This window comes from Absiella sp. AM09-50, assembly GCF_003433845.1.
Lineage (GTDB): Bacteria > Bacillota_I > Bacilli_A > Erysipelotrichales > Erysipelotrichaceae > Hoskinsella > Hoskinsella hominis.
On the sequence record NZ_QVFI01000006.1, the window covers coordinates 22,074 to 45,368 of the forward strand.

Sequence of the window (23,295 nt, forward strand, 5' to 3'; positions counted from 1 at the left end):
TGAAAATCAAATGCAGAATGTATCAGAAATCGCTGATCATATTCTGCATTTTTTTAGATATCTTTATGCTTTCTGATGAAAAAATGAATTTGAAACGATACTTGAAAATAAATGTGGTAAAATAAAGGTTAGCTGGAGGTATTTCAATATGAAAACAATTTTAGATCATACAAAATTACATCAAAAATATTTTGAAGAAATGACACAGATTCCTCATGGTTCTTACCATGAAGAAGCTATTAGCAATTATCTGGTTGCTTTTGCGAAGGCACAGGGATTACGTTATATACAGGATGATATGTTTAATGTCATTATATATAAGGAAGCAAGCAGTGGTTATGAAGATCATGAACCATTGGTGTTGCAGGCACATATGGATATGGTTTGTGAGAAAAATAAAGACAGTGTACATGATTTTGAAAAAGATCCACTATCCTTACGTATTGTTGATGGCTGGTTGATGGCGAATCATACAACCCTTGGCGCAGATGATGGCTGTGGGGTTGCCTATATGTTGGCCATATTAAGTGATGATACTTTAAAACATCCACGTCTAGAATGTATATTTACCGTACAGGAGGAAGTTGGATTATGTGGGGCACTGCATTTGAAAAAAGATCAGTTTGATGCCACAAGAATGATCAATTTAGATGATGAAAGCGGTTATGCGACATGTACAACAAGTGCAGGTGGCATGAATGTATTATTAGATAAGGAAATTATCCGTATCCAGGAGAAAATGGATGGGTATCGTTTATCAATCAAGGGTCTTGCAGGTGGACATTCAGGTGCGGAAATTGATAAAGAACGTGGCAATGCCAATAAGCTGCTGGTACGTATACTGTATGGAATTATGCAACACTTTGGATTACAACTTGCACAGTTAAAAGGTGGATTGATGGATAATGCCATTCCAAGAGAGGCAAGTGCATTATGGATCAGTGATGGTAATTCAGAAAAGATAGAAGCATATGTAAAAGCGATGGCAGCTGATATCAAAAAAGAACTTGAATTCTCTGATGCAGGTGTGCAGGTGATCTTAGAGAAGACACAGATTGATTCTTATGTATCCGTTGAAGAAAGTGAAGCAATTCTGAAGCTGATGATGTTATTGCCAGATGGTTTACGTCATCACAGCATGAGCATAGAAGGTTTAAGTACCGCCAGCAGTAATGTTGGTGTTGTGTATATGGATGATAAGATGCTTCATATCAATTGCTCGTTAAGAGGTGCTTTGGAATCTTATATTGATGAGTTTGCGGCACAGATTGATACATTGGCAGAATTGTTTGGCTTTACCACAAGACATGTCGCAAGATATCCAGCATGGAGTTATGATGCGAATAGTCAAATGCGGGAAACCATGAAAGAAATATGTAAAGAGCTGACTGGAAAAGATTTAGGCATCATGGCAACGCATGGTGGTTTGGAATGTGGCGTATTTAAGTCATTAAAGCCAGAGATGGACATTGTGACATTAGGTCCTGTGATGAAGGATATTCATACACCAAAGGAAGCTTTACAATTATCCAGCTTTGATGATACCTATGCATTCTTAACAGCATTTATCCAAAGATTATAGAATTTCTTACAATTTTCAAAAGATTCTTAGGAATTTTGAAATCAACACCCCGAAATACGGGGTGTTATGCTATAATATACGAGTTAGAAAATGAAAGGGCGTATGATGAAGCATGATGATACGATCTATTGATGCAATTATCCGTATGTTAGATGCGGATTATATAGAAAACGCAGACATTGAAGAAAAAGTATATGGTGTCTGTATCGACTCAAGAAAAGTTGTGGAAGGTAACTTATATATACCAATCCACGGCGTAAATAACAATGGGCATGATTATGTACGTCAGGCCATTGACAATGGGGCCAAAGCAGTGCTTTGGGAAAGAAATGAACCCAATCCTCCACAGGATGTAGTCGTCATTTTAGTGGAAGATACCACAGCTGCCTTACAGAAACTGGCAGAAAGCTATCGTCACCAACTGGATATGAAAGTGATTGGTATTACAGGTAGTAATGGCAAGACAAGCACAAAGGATATTTTGGCGGGTATTTTATCTCAACATTATGTAACACAGAAAACAATGGGCAATTTCAATAATGAAATTGGTGTTCCTTTGACATTATTGTCACTAAGTGAAAACGTTGAAGCTGCTGTTGTGGAAATGGGTATGGAAAATCTTGGTGAACTTTCCTTTTTAACCAATATGGTAAAACCGGATATTGCAATCATCACCAACGTTGGATGTGCACATTTGGAAAATCTGGGATCGATGGAAAATATCGCAAAAGCCAAAGTGGAGATTGTGGAAGGCCTAAATGATCATGGATTATTTATATATAATGGTGATCATAAGCTGTTAGATGATGCAGTTAAGGCAAAAATGATTCCAGGAACGATTCGTATTAAGACATTTGGTAAAGAACAGCCATGTGATGGATTTGTGGATCACATCCGTCAGGATGAAACAGGTGTAAGCTTCTCATTAAATACAGAGCATGTTTATCACTTAGACATGATTGGCAAACATAACGCATGTAATGCAGCTGCCGCAATACTGGCTGCAAAAGCATTGGACTTGTCCGATGAGGAAATCCAGCGTGGATTACATAGTATAGAAAAGACCGGTTTACGAAATGAACTTGTTAGAATCAAACAGGCACTCATTTTAAATGATTCTTATAAATCTAATCCAAACAGTGCTTTAGCAGCAATGGATACGATGGAAGAATTTGATTATGATTATAAGATTGCCGTATTGGGCGATATGCTGGAGCTGGGTGATACCAGTGATATGATCCATTATACATTAGGGAAAGATCTGGTGGCATATCAGGTGAATGAAGTATTGACAATTGGTGAAATGGCAAGATATATTGCACAGGGAGCCAGAGATCATACACAGGCACACGTACAGCAGTTTGAAACAAAAGAGGAGCTTTTGGCTTATCTATTACCATATCTGGATAAAAACTGTATGATTCTTGTGAAAGGATCACGTGGAATGAAACTGGATGAAGTTGTAGAGGAATTAACAAAACATAAATAAGAGGTAGAAAATATGAGTAAGATGAAATTAGCAATTATTTTTGGTGGTAAATCAAGTGAATATCCTGTATCTTTACATTCTGCAGGAAGCTTGATTCATCAAATCAATAAAGAACGTTATGATTTAATGTTTGTAGGTATCAGTAAAGATGGCACATGGTATGCCTATGATGGAGATATTGAGTCTATTGAACATGATACATGGTTAAACAAGGAGCATTGTAAACGTTGTGTATTGTCTTGTTCTTCTGATGATAAAGGGTTCTTTGTGTTAAACAATGGAAGTTATGAACTTGTGAAAGTGGATTGTATTTTCCCTGTATTACATGGAAAAAATGGAGAAGATGGCACCATACAGGGCTTATTTGAATTAAGTGGTATTCCTTATGTAGGATGTGGACATATGAGCTCTGCGGTATGTATGGATAAAGAAATGACACATATCATTTTAGAACATGCCAACGTTCCTTGTGCACCATATATGTGTATTTATGAAGAAGAAAACTTAGATTATCACAAAGTATTTGAAGACGCAAAAGAAACCTTGGGATTACCGATTTTTATTAAACCAGCCAATGCCGGAAGCAGCTTTGGCATTCATAAGATGGACAGCTTTGAAGGTTTTGAAGAAGCGATGAAAGATGCTTTCTATCATGATGGCAAAGGCAAAGTCATCTTGGAAACCACCATTGATGGTTTTGAAATTGGTTGTGCCGTCATGGGAAATAAAGAAATCTTTGCAGGAAGTGTAGATGAAATTCAGACAAGTGCTCCTTTCTTTGATTATGAAGGCAAATATCAGATGGTAGATAGTGAAATCTTCTGTCCAGCACGCATTGATCAGGATTTATTTGAACAAGCAAGAGAAATTGCCAAGAAAGCATATCGTGCATTGAATTGTAAAGGTATGACACGTGTAGACATGTTTGTGACAAGCGCACATACAATAGTATTGAATGAGGTAAACACCATTCCTGGATTTACCGCTACATCACGTTATCCAAGTATGATGAAGGAAGCAGGCATTGCATTCCCTGATCTATTGGATAAACTAGTTGATTTGGCAATGGAAAAATAGTGAGGTGGTAATGTGCTGAACAGCGATACGAGAGCATGGACGGAAATTGATTTATCAAAGATTTCCCACAACGTAGAAGAAGTAAGAAAACTGATTCCATCCACAAGCAAGATCATGGCGATTGTCAAAGCCAATGCCTATGGACATGGCGATGTTGCCTGTGCAAAGGAACTGGTAAAATGTGGAATCGATTTCTTTGGTGTCAGCAGTATAGATGAAGCAGTAAATTTAAGAGAAAATGGAATCAAGGAGGAAATTCTGATTCTGGGATATACACCTCCCATACATTTTCCTTTATTAGTAAAATATAACATTCTTCAGACATTTGTTAGTCTGGAATATGCACAAAAAGCCAATGCTTTTGCAAAAGCCCATGATGTGATCATTCGCGGGCATGTAAAGGTAGATACTGGTATGTCAAGAATTGGCATCATTTGTCAGGATCATGAATATCATATCGATGATGTGGCAAACGTATATCGCTTGCCTAACTTAGATGTATGTGGTATTTTCTCTCATTTCAGTGTCAGTGATTATCTGGATGAGGAAAATAAACGCTTTACGGAAAATCAGATCAAATTATTTGATCGTGTATTAGATGATCTGCGTCATGCAGGCATAGAACCGGGCACAAAACATCTACAAAACAGTTATGGCATCCTGAATTATCCAGACTTAAAATATGATTATGTCAGACCGGGATTGTTATGGATGGGTGTCACAAGTGATGATGCTATCGAAATTCGCACCAATCCAGATTTTATACCCATCTTATCATGGAAAGCCAATGTATCCCTGGTTAAACAAATACAGCCGGGCGTAAGTGTAAGTTATGGACGTCACTTCAAAGCAAGTGAAACTAGAAAGGTTGCGACAGTTGCCATTGGATATGCAGATGGATTTCCACGTTGTGTTTCCAATAAAGGCTATCAGGTATTGATACATGGACAATATGCGCCAATTATTGGAAATGTGTGTATGGATCAGATGATGATTGATATCACAGGTATTGAAGATGTAAAAGAAGGAGATATCGTTACCATTGTTGGAAACGATGGAGATAAACAAATTAAAATTGATGAACTGAGCCGTCTGGCAAATACGATCAATAACGAAACGTTATGCTGGATCGCATCACGTGTTCCTAGAATTTACAAATAGCCAGATACTGGCTATTTTTCACGAAAAAGGAGGGGGAAAATGAAAGATAAGAAAACTTATGACGCCATTGATGTCGCAAAGCTGGTTTCCGCATTATTGGTAGTATGCATCCATACATTTCCATTAATGGATATCAGTAAAAATGCTAATTTTGTGCTTGTATCCATTATCGCAAGACTTGCGGTGCCATTCTTTTTTATCACAAGCGGATTTTTCTTCTTTAGAAAAATCAACTTTAAAAAGAAATGGAATGATGAAGAAAATATACAGATATGGAAACATTATTTCTGGCGTCTGTTAAAACTATATATCATATGGTCTATAATTTATTTGCCATATAATTTTATATTGATTCACAGCGGTGGTTTTGATCTTATGGATATCGTTCGGTATTTACGTGATTTTCTATTTACAGGAAGTTTTTATCACCTGTGGTTTTTACCAGCATTATTATTTGCGGTATCCATGGTATACATACTCGTATTCAAACTGGGCATGAAAAAAACAATGCTGATATCTTTTATATTATATATAATAGGAATGCTGGGAAACATCTATCAACCGCTTCTTCACGCTATACCGGGTATTTCTAAAGTATTAGATATCTATCTTCAAATATTTGGCACGACACGAAATGGATTATTCTTTGGGATGATCTTTATCATACTGGGTTGTTATGTAGCCCGTTATAAAATTGTGATGGAAGCAAATCAGTTATCATTATATACTGGCATTGGAATTGTATTATTGGTCATTGAATGTGTCACATTAAAAATCAATGGTCTGATTCAGGATTTAAGCAGTATGTATTTGATGCTGATCCCATGCGTATTCTTCATCTTTATAAGATTACTACAAGTAGATATGAAGCATAAACCGATGTATAAAACATTCCGTGTGTTGTCTTTGTTGATTTATGTATCACATATGCTGTTTGCCCAAGTATTTATCTGGCTGATGCCAAGCATGAATTCTTTCTTATTCTATGTATTGACGATTGGCTGTTCCTTCCTGTTTTCCTATTTGATCTACCATTTATCAAAACATTATAAGCTTTTAAAACAATTATATTAGGAGGATTCGCCTATGTTACGAATTACACAGCTGAAACTGGATATTGATGAATCTTTAGATTTATTACCATCAAAAATCCTGCATAAACTACATATGAAAGAAGAAGATTTGCTGGATTATCACATAGTTAAGGAAAGTATTGACGCAAGAAAAGGACATATGATATTCAGTTATACAGTTGATTGTAAAGTACATCATGAACAATCGATTCTAAAAAGGAAAATCAAGGATGTCACATTGACACCGGATGAACGTTATCATATGCCAAAACCAGGTATTATCAGGATGAAAAAAAGACCCATCGTTGTCGGATTTGGTCCTGCCGGTATGTTTTCAGCATTATTGCTTGCACAGCTGGGCTATGCGCCTGTAATATTGGAACGTGGAGAAGCCGTAGAACAACGTGTAGAAAAAGTTGAAAAGTTCTGGAAAGAAGGCATTCTGGATACCCAGTGCAATGTACAGTTTGGAGAAGGCGGTGCAGGAACTTTTTCTGATGGCAAGCTGACAACACGTGTCAAGGATGCAAGAATCCATAAGGTATTAGAAGAGTTTGTCCGTTTTGGAGCGCCAAAAGAAATCCTTTATCAGGCACATCCTCATATTGGCACAGATCTATTAAGAGATATCGTAAAAGAAATACGAAAGGAAATCATCGCTCTAGGTGGTGAATTTCATTTCTCCAGCTGTGTAGATGATTTAATGATTGAAAATGGACAGATCACTGGTGTAAAAGTCAATGATCAAATATATGAAAGTGAACACGTGATTTTGGCGATTGGTCATAGTGCTCGTGATACGTATCGAATGCTGAAAGTACGTGGCGTTTATATGAAAGCCAAAGCATTTGCGGTAGGCGCAAGAATTGAACATCCACAAGCACTGATTAATGAAGCACAATATAAAACCTATGCCCATCATCCAAGATTAGGCGCTGCAGAATATCGTCTGGTGCATAAAGCAGATAATGGCCGTGGGGTCTATACATTCTGTATGTGTCCTGGCGGTACCGTCGTACCAAGTACTTCTATGGAAGGCGGGGTCGTGGTTAATGGGATGAGTGAACATGCCCGTGATAAAGAAAATGCCAACAGCGCAATACTGGTTCAGGTACATACTGATGATTTTGATGATGATCCTATGAAAGGCATTGCTTATCAGGAAACATTAGAGAAAAAAGCTTACGAAATCGCTGGTTCAACTTATGAAGCACCTGCCCAACTTGTCAAAGATTTTTTGAAATATCAGCCAAGTACACATATCGGAAGTGTGAAGCCAAGCTATGCATTAGGGGTACATATGTGTGATCTACATGATATATTACCAGAACCCATCACAACAGCGATGAAACAGGGAATCATTGGATTTGACCATAAACTAAAAGGCTTTGCGATGGAGGATGCGATACTTACCGGTGTAGAAACAAGAAGCAGTTCACCTGTACGTCTACAACGGGATGATAAAGAGTATACTTCTGTCAATGTCAAAGGCTTATATCCATGTGGTGAAGGTGCAGGATATGCCGGAGGAATTGTATCCGCAGCAATTGATGGACTTCGCTGTGCAGAGAAAATCATAGAATACTATCATTACGAGATGCTTTAAGCATCTTTTTTTCATTATAAGCCAATATTATGGGCTTATTCTATTTTGTTTTATATCTTGAGATAAATATGTGATATAATTTACATAGAATTATTTAAGGGAAATGTGGTGAAAACATGCAATGGGATATCACGGCTGAATTTGTTTCAGCTATCATTTTATGTATCATTTTAACGTACGCAAGAAAAGGGGCCTTGCTTCCTACCATTAAAAATCTTGCATTTCAGTATTGTCTTCAGGTAACATTCTTATCCGTCATTGCCAATATTATTTCCACGATCATGCTTGAGCATTATCAGGAAGTACCGGTGATTTTAAATATGACATTTTTACTCATCTATTATTTAAGTACACCAATGATGGGTGTAGTATATTTTATTTATACGCTCGCAAACTTTTATGATAAAGGAAATATCAAAAAATATGCATTGATTTTTAGTCTGCCTTCAACTTTTTATATTCTGCTGGTATTAAGCAATCCATTTACCCATCTGTTATTCTCTTTTGATCAGGTAAATGGCTATACCCATGGTCCTTTGATCATGCTGACCTATGTGATCTTTTATATTTATGTATTATTCTCTTTTACTTTTGTAATTCATAAACGCAAAAGTCTGGAGAAGAATGTGATTTATATCTTAGGTGTATTTCCTTTCATATCCGCTTTGATGATTCTTTTTCAATTTCTGTATCCTAAATATATCCTGACAGGAACAGCAGCAACATCTGCTTTATTAATACTATATCTGTATCTACAAAACAAACAGATTTTCACAGATACGTTAACCAGTTTATTAAATAGGCAAGAATTTAATAAAATGATCAATATGGAAATAACAGACAAAAAAGAGTTTGTTGTATTTGTAATATCCCTGCGCGATTTTAAGTTTATCAATGATAAATTTGGACAGGATGTTGGCGATAAAATCTTACTACAGGTATGTGCTTATTTGAAATCCTTATTGCCAAAGCAGTTATTATACCGTTATGGTGGAGATGAATTTGCGATTATCTGTCGTGATGAGCAACGCGTAAGAGAGGCTATGCAGGATATTCATCGACGAATGAAAAATCCATGGGTTGTATCTGGTATGAATTTCATGTTGAAATATGTTGTCGGCGGCATTGGTTATCCTATGGTCGCAAACAGTGAAGAGGAAGTCATCAAAGGTCTGGAATATGCTGTCATGACCGCAAAAAAGAAGGAACAGGAGCCAGTCTGTTTCTGTACAAATGAGATGATGAACTATATCAAACGAAAATATCAGATTGTAGAGATATTAAAAGAATGTGTGGAAAAAAATAGTTTTGAAGTGTATTTTCAACCGATTTTTGATATTCATACCGCTACATATCGCAAAGCTGAAGCATTACTGCGTCTGCCAGACAATCCATTAGGATTTGTTTCTCCTGAAGAATTTATCCCTATCGCTGAAGAAAATGGTTTAATAGCGCCAATTACTTATCAGGTGTTAGAGAAAACTTGTATATTTATTAAGGAACTAATGAAAGAAACAATTGATTTTGTAGGTGTTTCTGTCAACTTTTCAGTTATCCAGTTTATGCAGGAAAATGTTGAACAGAAGGTTTTACATATCATTGATCAATATCATATTCCTTATGATCTAATCAAAATCGAAATCACAGAGAGTATGCTGGCGACCAACTATGATGCCATCATGCAGTTTATGAGCAATATGACAAAACATGGTATTCAGTTTTTATTAGATGACTTTGGGACTGGATACTCTAATATTTCCTATGTCTTAAAGGTTCCTTTTCATACTGTGAAAATAGATAAAAGTCTGGTGTGGCAGGCTATGAAAGATAAAAAAGCTGCCATTCTGGTTCGTAAAATGGCAGAAGCTTTCAAAGAAGTTGGCTTACATGTGCTTGCAGAAGGAATAGAAACACAAGAGCATATCGATTTCATGAAATCTTGTGGCTGTGATTATCTACAAGGCTATTATTATTCACGCCCATTGCCAAAGCAGAAGGCATTAGATACGATTATCCATAATGAAGTCGCAAACAAAATAAAAAAACTGCAGTAGCAGTTTTTTTTTAGCTCATTAATAATTTAATACGTTCAATGAATTCTTTAAAATCTTTTGCCTGCATCAATTCTTTCACATGAACAGGCTCACTTAAGATATCAATGATTTCATCAAATACCTCAGAAAATATCTTTCTGGAATCTTCATTTACACCAATGAGCGCAATGATATGTACGATATGTTGATCCCATTTCATTCCCTCCTCGCTAATTGCGATTGAAATAAAACTGGTTTTCGCATTCTTGGATAAAGAATGTGGGACAGCAACATCATGAAACGCAGTACTGGACATTTTTTCTCTTGCCATCACATCCTCAAACAGTGTATCTTCTGCATAATTAAGCGCCACGACATCATTGCTTAATGTATGAATGGCATCTTCTTTATCCTTAAAGGAGGGATTCTTATAAAACAATCGCTCATCAAAGAAATTCATCAGATAGGCTTTTAAAGCATTTGCACGCTTCATACCCGCAATACGTTCAATCGCATCTCGAAGATTTTTGTTATCCTTATCTGTTAAGAAAGGATGAATGGTCACATATGTGTTTTGAAATGGCATATCGATTGTAGAAATAATCAAATCCGCATGTAACAGTGCAGGATTATAATTATTGATAGAAATCGCGTATTTCATATTGATTTTATCCTCAAACTGGCGAATGATTTTATCCATGACGTTTTTATGGATGGAATAATAATCCGCATAGATAAAGGCACATGTTACCTTGGTTTTACTCTGTACGTTATTTTCAAAATAAGCACCAATATGGAAAGCAATAAAGGTAATTTCATCCTCCGTCAGATGCACATCATAATCACGCTTAAACTCCTGAGCGATAAATACTGCAATATCATAAATCAAGGGATAGGTTGCTTTGATTTTACTGGTAAGCGGATTTTTTGCATAATAATCATTCTTTACACGATTAAACATATTCTTCACATGAATCGTAAACTTCGTGATGAAATCCTCATCAAATGCATCCAGATAGTAACATGTTTCAACATTGTGAATGACTTTATGTGCGATATCAATATATTTTTGTTCGATATATTCATTGATATTATCCGCAGTGATAAAGGAATAATCAATCATTGTTGTATTATTGCTAATAACAAGTGTTAAATTGTATAATTCCGCATCATTCACATTGACATCATAATTTGCTTCGATATATTCTTTAATCTGCTGGGCAACACAATATTGCTGGGTGTTTTTGATTTTATTCATATCCACATCTTCATCTAACATACAATGACTTCTGATACGATCAATCATAATAATCAGATGCAGGGCGGTATTATTCAGGGTATAGTCATTCGCAAAGATATCATTTCGGGCAAAGATTTCACGTATGGTTGTACGAAAATCCCAAAAGTGATAATGGAAGGTGAGAAGGCGTACTTCATCTTTTAACACAAAATTATCATAAGAATCAGAGGAAATCAGATGACTCATCAGATTTCTTTTTTTCTTTTCAGAGCCAATCATTCTGATGTAGTCCTTTTCTCTGGATATAGACAAATGATAATCTTTTATTACGTTTCTTACACTCTTTAAATCATTTTCAATGGTTGCTTCACTGACATACAATTCTTCTGCGATATCATAGATACTGTAACCATCTTTTTCACTAACCAGCTTTTGAATAATATAATTCTGTCTGGTTAATGGTGAATCATCATCGTCTGTAATCTTATGCAGGCGGTATTCCTGAAAAGCTTTCATATCAATCATATATCCACGATTACTGGATAAGATGATAGGTTTTGCTGCTTCTTCATTGATCATGTTGATATACTTTCTAATCTGCCTTGTGGAAACTGATAAATATTCAGAAAGAATACTCGATGATATCCAGCGTTCACCCTCAGAAGCTAGATATTCAAGTAATTTGTCTTGTTTTGTAATTTTCATAGGATAATGCCTCCCTCTTTTATACTTGATAATGCTATTTACCCTATCATATCTGTATCAAGTATATCAAATGTGACATAAAACAGCCAATGGAAAAAGTTCCCACTAGGCGGAACTTTTCATATTTGAGGTTCCTAGTGTTCTGAATTAAACTGTAGGTGTCAACAAGGAACGAAGAAAGGAGGACAGTTATTGGATGATAAAATAAAAAAAGAGATACATCCCCAAGTATTTGCCCATACATGTATAAGATATATCTCACTTACATTTTATCATCAATCCTAAATTATTTCACTAGAAAGTTATCAAAAAATTAAGTAATTAAGTAAATTAAGTAAAGGAGAAAAAAGATATGAAAAATGTTTTATTAGTTTGTGGAACTGGAGCCAGCAGTGGTTTCATGGCAAAGAACATCCGTAATGCAGCAAAGGCACGCGGTGTTGATGTTAGCGTTAAGGCTAGAAGTGATTCTGAAGTTGAGGAATACATTGAAGAAATCGATTTATTAATGGTAGGACCACACTTGAAATATATGTTAGGTGATCTTGAAGAAATCGCTGATCCATTTGATGTACCAGTAAGAATCATTGATGAAGATGCATATGGTTCTCTTGATGGAGAAGCTGTATTAAACGCTATTGTTGAAGAATTAAATTTATAAGATTTCAATTTAAAAGGAGAAAGTTATGAAAAAATTTATGGATTGGATGACGAATGTATTCGCTCCAAAGATGAATAAAATTGCACGTAATCCTTGGGTTGCTGCAGTTCAGGAATCAATTTTAACAGCTATGCCTGTTATCTTGATTGGTTCATTCGCTACAGTATTTAATATTTTAAGAGATTTTATCCCACAAATTCCTGATATCTCAATGATCAGTAATTTCTCATTTGGTTTATTGGCATTATTCCTTGCATATTTAATCCCTGCAACGATTATGGAGAAGAAAAAACACAGAAAAACTGCAAAACAAGCAGGTATGGCTGGTTTAGCATTCTTCTTGATGATTGTTTATCCATCATTTGATGATGCTGGAAATATTAATATCCTATTCTCAAATCTTGGTACAGGTGGTATGATTGCTTCTTTGATTGCTGGTTTATTTGTAGGTGCAGTCATGAATCAATTCGCAAAACACTCTTTCTTTGGTGAAGATAGTTCCTTACCTGATTTCATCACTGTATGGTTTGATACCTTGATTCCAATTACATTGATTCTAATCATTGGTTGGTTGTTTACATTTGTATGGGAAATCAGTATCTTTAACATTATTTATGAAATCTTCAAACCGTTTATTTCTATTGGACAGTCTTTCTGGGGATTTGTATTATTGAACTTTATTGGTTATACATTCCTTTATACATTTGGTATTTCTACATGGGTTATTTATCCAATTACTTCTGCTATCTGTTTACAGGGTATTGGTGATAACATGGCATTAGTAGCTGCAGGAAATGCTCCAATTAATATCAATACTGGAGAAGTAGCGAACTTATTTGCTTTAGGTGGCGGTGGTTGTACACTTGCATTGGCAATTATGATCCTGTTCTTAGCAAAATCTAAGAAATTAAAAGTTATTGGTAAATCTACAATCGTTCCATCTTTATGTAACATCAATGAACCATTAGTGTTTGGTGCACCTATTGCTTTTAACCCATTATTAATGGTACCAATGTGGATCGTTGGATTTATTATTCCTGTAGTTACTTATTTAGCATTAAGCTCTGGTTTAGTACCAATTCCTGCTGAGCCATTTAACTTCTGGTATATTCCAAGTCCTATTGTTGGATATATGGTTACAAAATCATTTGCTGGTGTATTACTTGTTTTAGTTAACTTTGCTATATCTTGGGTAATTTACTATCCATTCTTTAAAGTTTATGATAAACAGGTTTGTGATGAAGAAAAAGCAGAAGAAGAAAAGAAAGCAAGACTAGCTGCAAAAAAAGCAACTAGGAAAGAAGCAGTAGAAGAAGAATAAGGGGGAATACAGAATGAAAAAAGCGACACCTGAAGAATTAAACAACGCCGCAATGCAGATGATATTGTATGCTGGAAATAGCAGAAATATGATCAATGAGGCATTACGTGCCACAGAAAATGGCGATGAACGTGATTGTGTTGATGCAAAAATGAAAGAAGCAAAAGACGAAATCACAAAAGCACACAAAATTCAGACAGATATGATCCAAAGTACTATTGAAGACGATGAACTTCAGACAACTTTATTATTTACCCATGCACAGGATACTTTGATGACTATTTATTCAGAACTGAATATGGCTACACACATGATTAAAATGTGCCGTATGCTGGAAGATAAGGTAAATAAGTAATGTTTGATGTAAAGACAGGCTTCCCCAAAGATTTTCTTTGGGGAGGTGCGATTGCTGCTAATCAGGCAGAAGGTGCATGGGATGTAGATGGCAAAGGTCCATCTATTGCAGATATTGAAATTCTACCTGAAGTATACAGTCGTAAACAAATCGTTGGCTTTAAACATACCAAAGAAGATATTGAACAGGCATTGGCAGATAAAGAAGGATATTATCCACGTCGAAGTGCCATTGATTTCTATCATACATACAAAGAAGATTTAGCATTAATGAAAGAAATGGGATTTAAATGCTTCCGTACTTCTTTTAACTGGACTAGAATTTATCCAAATGGTGATGAAGAAACACCAAATGAAGCTGGTTTAAAATTCTATGATGATTTAATTGATGAAATGTTAAAGAATGGCATAGAACCAGTTATGACAGTTTCTCATTATGAAATGCCAGTAGCATTGGCTTTAAAAAATGGATTCTTAGATCCAGCATGTATTGACCACTTTGTGAAATACTGCGTTACATTATTTGAACGTTATAAAGGCAAAGTAAAATACTGGATTCTTTTAAATCAGATCAACTGCCTTGGTGGATGGGGTGAATTTTCATCACTTGGTTTATTAGAAGGATATAGTAAAAATGATGTTTATCAAGCATTACATAATCAATTTGTGGCATGTGCAAAAGCAACAAAAGCAGCACATGAAATTAGTTCAGATTTACAAATTGGTATGATGCTTGGGGATGATACAAGATATCCTGCGACATGTAAACCAGAAGATGTATTTGCCGCAACACGTTGTAATCAGATGAATTTATATTTCTATTCTGATGTATTATGTCAAGGTGAATATCCTGGATATGCAATTCGTTTCTTCCATGATAACGATATATCTTTTGATATCACAGAAGAAGATTTGAAGCTGCTGAAAGAAAATACAGTGGATTTCTTATCCTTCTCTTATTACTTTACAAAAGTAACATCTGCAAATCCTGATGCTTCAGAAGATAATCCATATTTAGAAAAATCTATCTGGGGCTGGGCAATTGATCCATTAGGCTTTAGAAATTCTTTGAATCACTATTGGGATCGTTATCATCTGCCAATGTTTATCGCAGAAAATGGTTTAGGCGCATTAGATGAAGTTGTGGATGGAAAAGTACATGATGACTATCGTATCGCTTATTTAAAAGGCAATATTGCCGCAATGAAAGAAGCAATCAAAGATGGTGTGGAAGTGTTTGGATATGCTTCATGGGGACCAATTGATATCATCAGCTGTTCACAAGGTGAAATGAGTAAACGTTATGGATATATTTATGTAGATATCGATGATCGAGGAAATGGTACGGGAAAACGTTTAAGAAAAGACTCTTTCTATTGGTATCAAAACGTAATCAAAACAAATGGAGAAGAACTATAATTGAGAGGGAAAAGGAATAAATATTTATGAAAAAACTGGTAAAAGTCATCATGGCAACTGCTATGGCAACATGCTTATTTGCATGTTCAAGCAATGATGCAAAAGAAGCAAAAAATGAAGGAACAACCATCTACTTTGTTCGTCATGGAAAAACAATGTTTAACAATACTGATCAGGTACAAGGCTGGAGTGATACACCATTAATCGAAAAAGGTGAAAAACAGGCAGATGCAACAGGTATCGGTATGAAGGACATTAAATTTACAACTGCTTATACTTCAGATTTAGGAAGAGCCAGAGCAACTGCAAAACGTATTTTGGCACAGAATGCAAATGATGTTCCTGAACTAATCGAATTGGTTGGTCTTCGCGAATGGGGCTATGGTGGATATGAAGGAAAACTAAACCACGAAATGTGGGATCCAATCTTTGAAGCACATGGTTTAAAATTTGATGACGAGTGGAGTCAGTATGGAGAATTGGTAAAACAGATGAGTGATGCGGATATCGCTAATGCAATTGCCGCAAATGATCCAACACATACAGCAGAAACTTATGATCAAATCACAAAACGTTCTCAGGAAGCAATTGATCAGATTGTAAAAGAAACAGAAGAAAAAGGTGGCGGAAATGCCTTGGTTATCTCTAGTGGAAGTGAAATTCCTACGATTCTGGAATTAATTGTTCCTGGTCAGTATAAAGGCGAAGATATCTCTAACTGTTCTGCGACAATCGTTGAATACAAAGATGGTAAATATACATTAAAAACAATCGGGGATACAAGCTATACTGAAAAAGGCAGTAAATAATGAAATAAAAGGGGCAATTCGAATCAAAACGTTTTGCCTTTTTTACACAAAATCAGGAAAAGGAGAATAGATTATATGAAACAACTATTAGATGGATTTCCAAAGGATTTTTTCTGGGGTGGAGCAACTGCGGCCAACCAATGTGAAGGTGCATATCAAGAAGGCGGTAAAGGATTATGCCTTGCGGATATCTTAAAGGTGCAGGATAAAGGCGATTTAAAGAAAAAATCAAATAAAGAAACAACCATGAAGGATATCGAATTTGCTTTACAGGATAAGGAAGGATATTATCCAAAACGTTATGGCATTGATTTCTATCACACCTATAAAGAAGATTTAAAAATGCTTGCTGAAACTGGTATGAACAGCTTCCGTATTTCTATCAACTGGGCAAGAATTTATCCAAATGGGGATGATGAACAGCCAAATGAAGAAGGTTTACAGTTCTATGATGATTTAATTGATGAAATCAGAAAGAATGGTATGGAGCCATTGGTAACCTTATCACACTATGAAATGCCACTACATCTTGCGACAGAATATAATGGCTGGTATCATCGTAAAACAATCGATTTCTTTGTAAAGTATTGTGAAACTGTCATGCGCAGATATAAAGAAAAAGTAAAATACTGGATCGTTGTAAATCAGATCAACCTGATTCATCATGAGTCATTTAATCACTTAGGTATCCCTGCGGATCGTGTAGAAAACTTATGGGAAGCAAAATATCAGGGTATCCACCATGAATGTACTGCCAGTGCCATCGTCACAAAAATCGGACATGAAATCAATCCGGATTTCCAAATTGGTATGATGGTGTATGATGGGTTAAGTGAACCGGCAACATGTAAACCTGAAGATGTTTCTGCAAATCGCAAACGTAACCAGATGGAATATTTCTTTAGTGATTTGTTGATGCGTGGAGAATATCCAGGATATGCTCTTCGTTTCTTTAAAGATCACGATATTCACTTGGATATCCGTGAAGAAGATGAAAAAGTATTAAAGGAAAATACAGCAGATTTCTTCTCACTATCTTATTATTACAGCAGTATCTGTAGTGCTGAAAGCTATGCCAAAGTGGGTGTCAATGAAGATGGTGCCCTGCCAAATCCAAATCTAAAAGCGAATGCATGGGGATGGGCTGTTGATCCTGAAGGATTACGTACAGTTTTAAATTATTACTATGATCGTTATCAAAAACCAATTATTATCGCAGAAAACGGTTATGGAAGTTTTGATGAAATCAGTGAAGATGGTAAGATTCATGATGATTATCGTATTGATTATTTATCTACACATGTTGCGGCAGTAAAAGAAGCTATCAAAGATGGTGTGGATGTCATTGGCTATTATCCATGGGGACCAATCGATATTATTAGCTGTTCATCAAGTGAAATGAGCAAACGTTATGGATTCATTTATGTGGATCAGGATGATTATGGACAGGGAAGTAAAAAACGTATCAGAAAAGATTCCTTCTATTGGTATCAAAAAGTCGTTGCCAGCAATGGGGAAGAATTATAAAATCAAAAGCATCGTTGTAGAAACGGTGCTTTCCACTATCATCTGTGCAATTGGCGTATGTCTTTTTATAGAGGCTGGACTTGGCAGTGATACCATTGATGTCTTAGTAGATGGAATGCATCGCCATTTCTCTATCACACTGGGGCAGGCAGATCAGCTTTTTACTTTTACGTTTTTGATACTTGCATTTCTTTGTAACCGGCAATATATTGGCATGCCTTGTATTGCTTATTCTATTATGATTGGTTTTATGATTGATTTTGTAAATCAATGGATCATGCCACTACATTTAAGTGAAGCCTCTTTTTTCATACGAATCACCTGTGTGTTATTGGGACAGTTTTGTTTTGCTTTATCATATGGGATTTTTCAGACTGTAGAAAAGGGTATGAATACAGTAGATGCTGTCATATATTTCCTGTGTAAAAAAACAAAGATTGCATATAAATGGTTAAGAACAATCTTTGATGTCATCTTTTTTATCATAGGTATATATTTCGGAGGTGTGATTGGTATCGGCACAATATTTTCGGTTTGTTTTACTGGAATCATGACGGATTTCGTTCATCAAATGATTGTGAAAGTAAAACGCAAAAAAGGCATCGCATATATGGAAATCGCAGGGGAGGATGTGGCATGAAGGATATTCGAATCGTATTCAGTGACTTAGATGGAACCATTGTTGGAGATGATAATAAGATATCCTGTGCAACTATTTCCATCATCAAAGATTTAAAAGAAAAAGGCATCCCTTTTATCCCATGTACTGGGCGAAGCTATACAGATATGCGCAGTGCTTTTCCAGACGATCTACATGTGCCGGCAATTTTATTAAATGGTGCATTATTTTGTGATGAAAATGGAGAAACACTAAAGAAGAAAGCATTTTCCAGAGAACAGATGATACGCATCTGTGAAGAAATCAAAAGCTATGGATTGCCAATTACACTATTTGCGAAAAACTGTATTTATCTATATGGAAATGTGGCGATGATTAATGCCTGTGTTCAGTCCTTTTTCCCAGATAATGGGCCTATGTATACAGGAACGACTTATCATATCGATGATATCTCTATGATTCATGAGGATATTATGAAGATTGAAAGTGTTAGTCTATATCAGGATGTACGATTATCCTGCATGGAAACTTTGCGTAAACATGAGGATTTGTTAGTATCAAGTGCTTTATCATTCAACTTAGAAGTAACACCTAAAGAAATACATAAAGCATCTATGATCAAAGAGGTATTAGATGATTATCAGATAGAAGAATCAAAGGCATGCATGTTTGGCGATAGTGATAATGATATACAAATCTTTCAAAACTTCACCAACGTGATTGCTGTAGAAAATGCTAGTAAACATATTAAAGATTTAGCAAAAGAAATCATTCCATCTTGTGAAGAAGATGGTGTCGCAAAATATTTGTATAAGCATATACAATAAAAAGTACAATGGATAAAAGGCATTGTACTTTTTCTTTTTCTTACGTACTTAATTTTAGAGGATATGCATAAAATTAGGTTGTGAGAGGTGAGCATATGAGTAAACGTTGTAAAACAATCATTATCGCAATTCTTGGTGTCATAGCAATCGCAGTAATGGCGCTTTTGATAAAGCTGTTATTTTTCTCTGGTCTGTTTGTGCCATTATTGAAAGTAAAAGGAGATGACCCACTAATTGTAGAGGTAAATGAACCATACAAAGATCCAGGCGTTGTCGCTAGCTTTCATTTTCAAGATTATGCAGATGAAGTGAAGGTAGAAAGTCATGTGGATGTAAAGAAAAAAGGAACATATGAAGTCATATATAAGTGTGAAAAATATGGTAAAGAAATAAAACGAACAGTAAAAGTAGAAGATCATAAAGCACCACAAATCAAATTAAAAGGAGATAGTACACTGCGTGTATTTGAAAATGGGAAATTCAATGATCCAGGATATCAGGCAATCGATAATTGTGATGGGGATATCAGTAAACAGGTAAATGTCAAACAACAGATCAATATGCAAAAAAAGGGTACGTATACCATCCAGTATGAGGTAAAAGACAGTAGTGGCAACATAGGAAAAGCATCACGTAAAGTTGAGGTATTAAGCGATCCTAGTCTTACCAAACTTTATTATGATTATGATGAATATGATAATACCGCAGAAGAATGGTGGTTTAATAAAAGCAAAGATCATGCAAGGACCACAGGTGCCAAACCACAAGAGCTTTTAGATAAATATCAGGCATATTATCAGGGGCCTGATGAAAAAGTTATCTATCTGACCTTTGATGAAGGGGGCAATGATATCACATATATCAAACAAATCGCCGATGTACTAAATAAAAATGATGTACAGGCAACCTTCTTCTTAACGCGAAACTATATCAAAAATGAACCAGAATTTATGAATGATTTGGTAAAACATGGACATGTGATAGGCAATCACAGCTGGCATCATTACGATATGCCAACCTTAGCAAATAGTTTAAGTGTTGATAAATTTGTTGCGGAAATCACAGAAACGGAAAAGACCTATATGGAAGTGACAGGCCAGCAGATGAAAAAAGTATTTCGTTTTCCCAAAGGGGGAGGCAGTGAGCGGGCAATGAAAATGGTCAAAGATTTGGGATATTCGACTTATTTCTGGAGTCATGCATATTATGATTATGCAAGTGATGTTAGTGGAGAAGAAGCTTTAAAGACGATGATGGAACATTATCATAATGGGGCAATATACTTATTGCATCCTAGCAATAAAGGCAATTATGAAGCAATGGATACCTTTATCAAGAATATGAAAAAGCTGGGATATCAATTTGATACCGTCGATCATATTCCACAAACAAAAGAAAAATAGTATAATAGAGCACAGGGATGTGATAATAATGAAAAAAAGATGGATCTATGGCGCCCTGTGCCTGATTTGGATGTTTGTAATATTTGGTATGTCAAATGCGCAAGGAGAGGAAAGTCAGGGTATGAGTGATACGATCGTGATTTTCCTTTCCAAGATTTTACCGTTTGTATCTTATAATGATACATGGACTTTTATTGTAAGAAAACTGGCGCATTTTAGTGAGTATGCGATACTGGGAATGTTGTATTATTTATTTTTCTCTACCTATCGAATAATTGGAAAGAAACAGATTTTGATACTCATCGGATGTGTATTTGCATATGCCTGCAGTGATGAATTTCATCAGTTGTTTATGGAGGGCAGAGCAGGACAGTTTCGAGATGTTTGTATCGATACAGCAGGAGGTGCCACAGGAATACTGTTATGGCATTGGATATATACATATTTGCTAAAATATAAGCAAAAACGTATGCCTCATGAGATATAAAAAAGACTGTTATTTATAGTCAATAGTGCTTATTTAACACGAAAATTTTACGATTTCACATGCGATTAACATATTGTATGGAATGTAAGAAAAAGAAATAAAAAATGCTGTAAAAACTAATGGGAACTTTATTGACAAGGGGTGTGAAATGGGATAAAGTAATAAAGAATCGTGATTATAAAAAGCGCTTACCAATGAAATATTGGCCGCTTTTTTGTATTTACATGACAGGAGGTAAATCTATGAAAAAGTTATTAACTGCAGTATTGGCATGTACCTTATTATTAAGTGGATGCGGGTCTAGTGCACCAGAGCGTGCTGTTTCACAGACAACTGGAAAAACATATTTTAAAGTTGGCATGGATTGTGATGATGCCCCATTTAATTCTCAAACAAAACAACAGACGTCTAGCAGTGTCATTATATCAGATGACAGCTACAGCGTAGGATATGATGTAAATATTGCCAGAAAGCTGGCAGAAACAATGGGTGAAGAAATTCAGGTGAAAAAGATATCAAGAGATACCTTAAAAGATTCTTTGGATAAGTATGATATTGATGTCATTATATCAGCGTTAAGTCCAAGTGAAGCCTTGAAAAAAGAAATGGATTTCACAAAGCCATATTACAGCAGTGAGCGTGTACTGGTTGTAAGAAAAGATGATAAAGCTGCGAAATATAAAGATATCGCACAGTTCAAAGGCTTAAAGGTAGCTGCACTTGCGAACTCCAGTTTTGATGATGCGATCAATGAAATCAAAGAAGTAAAACATGCTGATGCATTAAAGAATACAACAGAACTGGTAAAAGCCTTAACTGATAAAAAAGTAGATGCAATCGTGGTAGGAAAAGAAAGTGCACAAAGCATTGTGAAAAAGAATAAAGATCTTGTTGTTGTGACGCCAGATGAAAAGAAAGGATTCAGCACAAAAGCAGATTATGTCATTGGTGTGAAAAAAGGAACAACGGATGAAGATTTCTTTGAAAATCTGCAGAAGGCATTAGATGGCATATCTAAGGAAGATAAAGAAACATTCATGAAAGCGGCAATCGCCTAAGTAAGCAATCCAGGTGATTGCTTTTTGTGTATGGAGGATATATGAGAGAAACAATTTGGTGTAAGAAACTGTTTGATACAAGTATTCAGGCGGGGAAACTAGCATTATCTATGCAGAAAGATATTATAAATGAGGGAAAAGATATTATAAGAGAAGATAAGGAGGATGATATGCATTATGCAATGCGGCAGGCAAAGACCAAGGCAGATGTCATGGTACAGGATATGCTGTTAAAGGCGATGATGGATGATCGAGATATTTTGACCTTGGATGTGGAAGAAGAAAGTGATTTGGTAGCATGTTTTCCATGCCAGGATGAAAGATATACACTGGTGATTGATCCCATTGATGGAACCCTGCAGTACTTAAATCAATCAGATACATATTCTATCTGCAGTGCGATTCTTCATCAACAGGATATCTTAACTGCAGTTGTATATTTTCCTAAACGAGATACTTTGTATTGTTATGAACCACAATATGGCGCAAGATTTTTTATGAATGCCTCTCAATGTGACTTTCAGGATGGAAAAGTGATAGATGCACAACATGCGCTTGTAAAACGAATATATAAAAATGATCGTGTTAAGGAGGAAATATGGAAGGTGATGGAGGCAGCTGGTTATGAAATTATTGATGATCGAACTTGTTGCTGTCCTGATGCCTTGTTGGCATGTATGCGCAAAGAAGCCATTGCATATCTTTCAGATACCAGAAATATCAGAGATATTTTAGTTGGGGCGATTTTATCATAATGTAAAGATGGCGCTGTTCTTGATCTTCAAGGCAATACAGTCAAATGGCCCGCAAAAGGAAGGCTGCCTTTTGGTATTTTTACACGTTT

The 23,295-nt window shown here is 35.7% G+C and carries 20 protein-coding genes; 19 read left to right on the forward strand and 1 reads right to left on the reverse strand.

Translation table 11 applies throughout. The annotated features are described in order from the left end of the window. The first annotated feature begins 148 nt into the window (after positions 1-148). The 7 genes from pepD to DW114_RS07205 all read left to right on the forward strand — a co-directional run bounded on the left by pepD (position 149) and on the right by DW114_RS07205 (position 10,042). Positions 149-1,582 (forward strand): beta-Ala-His dipeptidase, encoded by a 1,434-nt coding sequence (gene pepD / locus DW114_RS07175; RefSeq protein WP_117453097.1) that lies wholly within the window; start codon positions 149-151, stop codon positions 1,580-1,582. Between the two features lie 112 nt (positions 1,583-1,694). Continuing rightward, positions 1,695-3,071 (forward strand): UDP-N-acetylmuramoyl-tripeptide--D-alanyl-D-alanine ligase, encoded by a 1,377-nt coding sequence (locus tag DW114_RS07180; protein ID WP_117453098.1) that lies wholly within the window; start codon positions 1,695-1,697, stop codon positions 3,069-3,071. Between the two features lie 12 nt (positions 3,072-3,083). Next, positions 3,084-4,148: a D-alanine--D-alanine ligase family protein gene (locus DW114_RS07185; protein ID WP_117453099.1), complete on the forward strand. Its 1,065-nt coding sequence runs from the start codon at positions 3,084-3,086 to the stop codon at positions 4,146-4,148. A 12-nt stretch (positions 4,149-4,160) separates the two neighbouring features. Then, positions 4,161-5,309 (forward strand): serine racemase VanT catalytic subunit, encoded by a 1,149-nt coding sequence (vanT, locus tag DW114_RS07190; protein ID WP_117453100.1) that lies wholly within the window; start codon positions 4,161-4,163, stop codon positions 5,307-5,309. Between the two features lie 39 nt (positions 5,310-5,348). After that, positions 5,349-6,383: an acyltransferase family protein gene (locus DW114_RS07195; protein ID WP_117453101.1), complete on the forward strand. Its 1,035-nt coding sequence runs from the start codon at positions 5,349-5,351 to the stop codon at positions 6,381-6,383. Positions 6,384-6,395: 12 nt separating this feature from the next. Beyond that, positions 6,396-7,988 (forward strand): NAD(P)/FAD-dependent oxidoreductase, encoded by a 1,593-nt coding sequence (locus tag DW114_RS07200; RefSeq protein ID WP_117453102.1) that lies wholly within the window; start codon positions 6,396-6,398, stop codon positions 7,986-7,988. 116 nt (positions 7,989-8,104) lie between these two features. Further along, positions 8,105-10,042, forward strand: coding sequence for a GGDEF and EAL domain-containing protein (locus DW114_RS07205; protein WP_117453103.1), 1,938 nt, complete (start codon positions 8,105-8,107; stop codon positions 10,040-10,042). Positions 10,043-10,052: 10 nt separating this feature from the next. On the opposite strand, the gene DW114_RS07210 is transcribed toward DW114_RS07205, so the two are convergent. Then, positions 10,053-11,966 carry a BglG family transcription antiterminator gene (locus DW114_RS07210; RefSeq protein ID WP_117453104.1) on the reverse strand — a complete coding sequence of 638 codons (1,914 nt, stop codon included), beginning with the start codon at positions 11,964-11,966 and terminating at the stop codon, positions 10,053-10,055. A 352-nt stretch (positions 11,967-12,318) separates the two neighbouring features. Here DW114_RS07210 and DW114_RS07215 point away from each other — a divergent pair, with 352 nt between their 5' ends. From DW114_RS07215 to DW114_RS07270, 12 genes are all read left to right on the forward strand, one after another. Continuing rightward, positions 12,319-12,627: a PTS sugar transporter subunit IIB gene (locus DW114_RS07215; protein ID WP_117453105.1), complete on the forward strand. Its 309-nt coding sequence runs from the start codon at positions 12,319-12,321 to the stop codon at positions 12,625-12,627. Positions 12,628-12,652: 25 nt separating this feature from the next. Continuing rightward, a complete protein-coding gene (locus DW114_RS07220) occupies positions 12,653-13,948 on the forward strand; it encodes a PTS sugar transporter subunit IIC (protein ID WP_117453106.1) in 1,296 nt (431 codons plus the stop codon). A 13-nt stretch (positions 13,949-13,961) separates the two neighbouring features. After that, positions 13,962-14,303, forward strand: coding sequence for a PTS lactose/cellobiose transporter subunit IIA (locus tag DW114_RS07225; RefSeq protein WP_117453107.1), 342 nt, complete (start codon positions 13,962-13,964; stop codon positions 14,301-14,303). Beyond that, a complete protein-coding gene (locus DW114_RS07230; protein ID WP_117453108.1) occupies positions 14,303-15,721 on the forward strand; it encodes a glycoside hydrolase family 1 protein in 1,419 nt (472 codons plus the stop codon). The genes DW114_RS07225 and DW114_RS07230 overlap by 1 nt, the downstream gene beginning before the upstream one ends. A gap of 26 nt (positions 15,722-15,747) precedes the next feature. Beyond that, on the forward strand, positions 15,748-16,530 hold the full coding sequence (locus tag DW114_RS07235; protein WP_117453109.1) for a histidine phosphatase family protein: 783 nt from the start codon (positions 15,748-15,750) through the stop codon (positions 16,528-16,530). 75 nt (positions 16,531-16,605) lie between these two features. After that, positions 16,606-18,057: a glycoside hydrolase family 1 protein gene (locus tag DW114_RS07240; RefSeq protein ID WP_117453110.1), complete on the forward strand. Its 1,452-nt coding sequence runs from the start codon at positions 16,606-16,608 to the stop codon at positions 18,055-18,057. Next, the gene (locus DW114_RS07245; protein ID WP_147322621.1) at positions 17,966-18,697 is read left to right on the forward strand and encodes a YczE/YyaS/YitT family protein; all 732 of its coding nucleotides are present in this window, start codon (positions 17,966-17,968) and stop codon (positions 18,695-18,697) included. Before DW114_RS07240 ends, DW114_RS07245 begins: the two co-directional genes overlap by 92 nt. After that, on the forward strand, positions 18,694-19,503 hold the full coding sequence (locus tag DW114_RS07250) for an HAD family hydrolase (RefSeq protein ID WP_117453112.1): 810 nt from the start codon (positions 18,694-18,696) through the stop codon (positions 19,501-19,503). Before DW114_RS07245 ends, DW114_RS07250 begins: the two co-directional genes overlap by 4 nt. Positions 19,504-19,598: 95 nt before the next feature. Then, positions 19,599-20,906: an immunoglobulin-like domain-containing protein gene (locus DW114_RS07255; protein ID WP_117453113.1), complete on the forward strand. Its 1,308-nt coding sequence runs from the start codon at positions 19,599-19,601 to the stop codon at positions 20,904-20,906. A 28-nt stretch (positions 20,907-20,934) separates the two neighbouring features. Next, positions 20,935-21,393, forward strand: coding sequence for a VanZ family protein (locus tag DW114_RS07260; protein WP_117453114.1), 459 nt, complete (start codon positions 20,935-20,937; stop codon positions 21,391-21,393). Between the two features lie 242 nt (positions 21,394-21,635). Continuing rightward, a complete protein-coding gene (locus tag DW114_RS07265) occupies positions 21,636-22,451 on the forward strand; it encodes a transporter substrate-binding domain-containing protein (protein ID WP_158552212.1) in 816 nt (271 codons plus the stop codon). Between the two features lie 41 nt (positions 22,452-22,492). Further along, positions 22,493-23,206 (forward strand): inositol monophosphatase family protein, encoded by a 714-nt coding sequence (locus DW114_RS07270; protein WP_117453116.1) that lies wholly within the window; start codon positions 22,493-22,495, stop codon positions 23,204-23,206. The last annotated feature ends 89 nt before the right edge of the window (positions 23,207-23,295 follow it).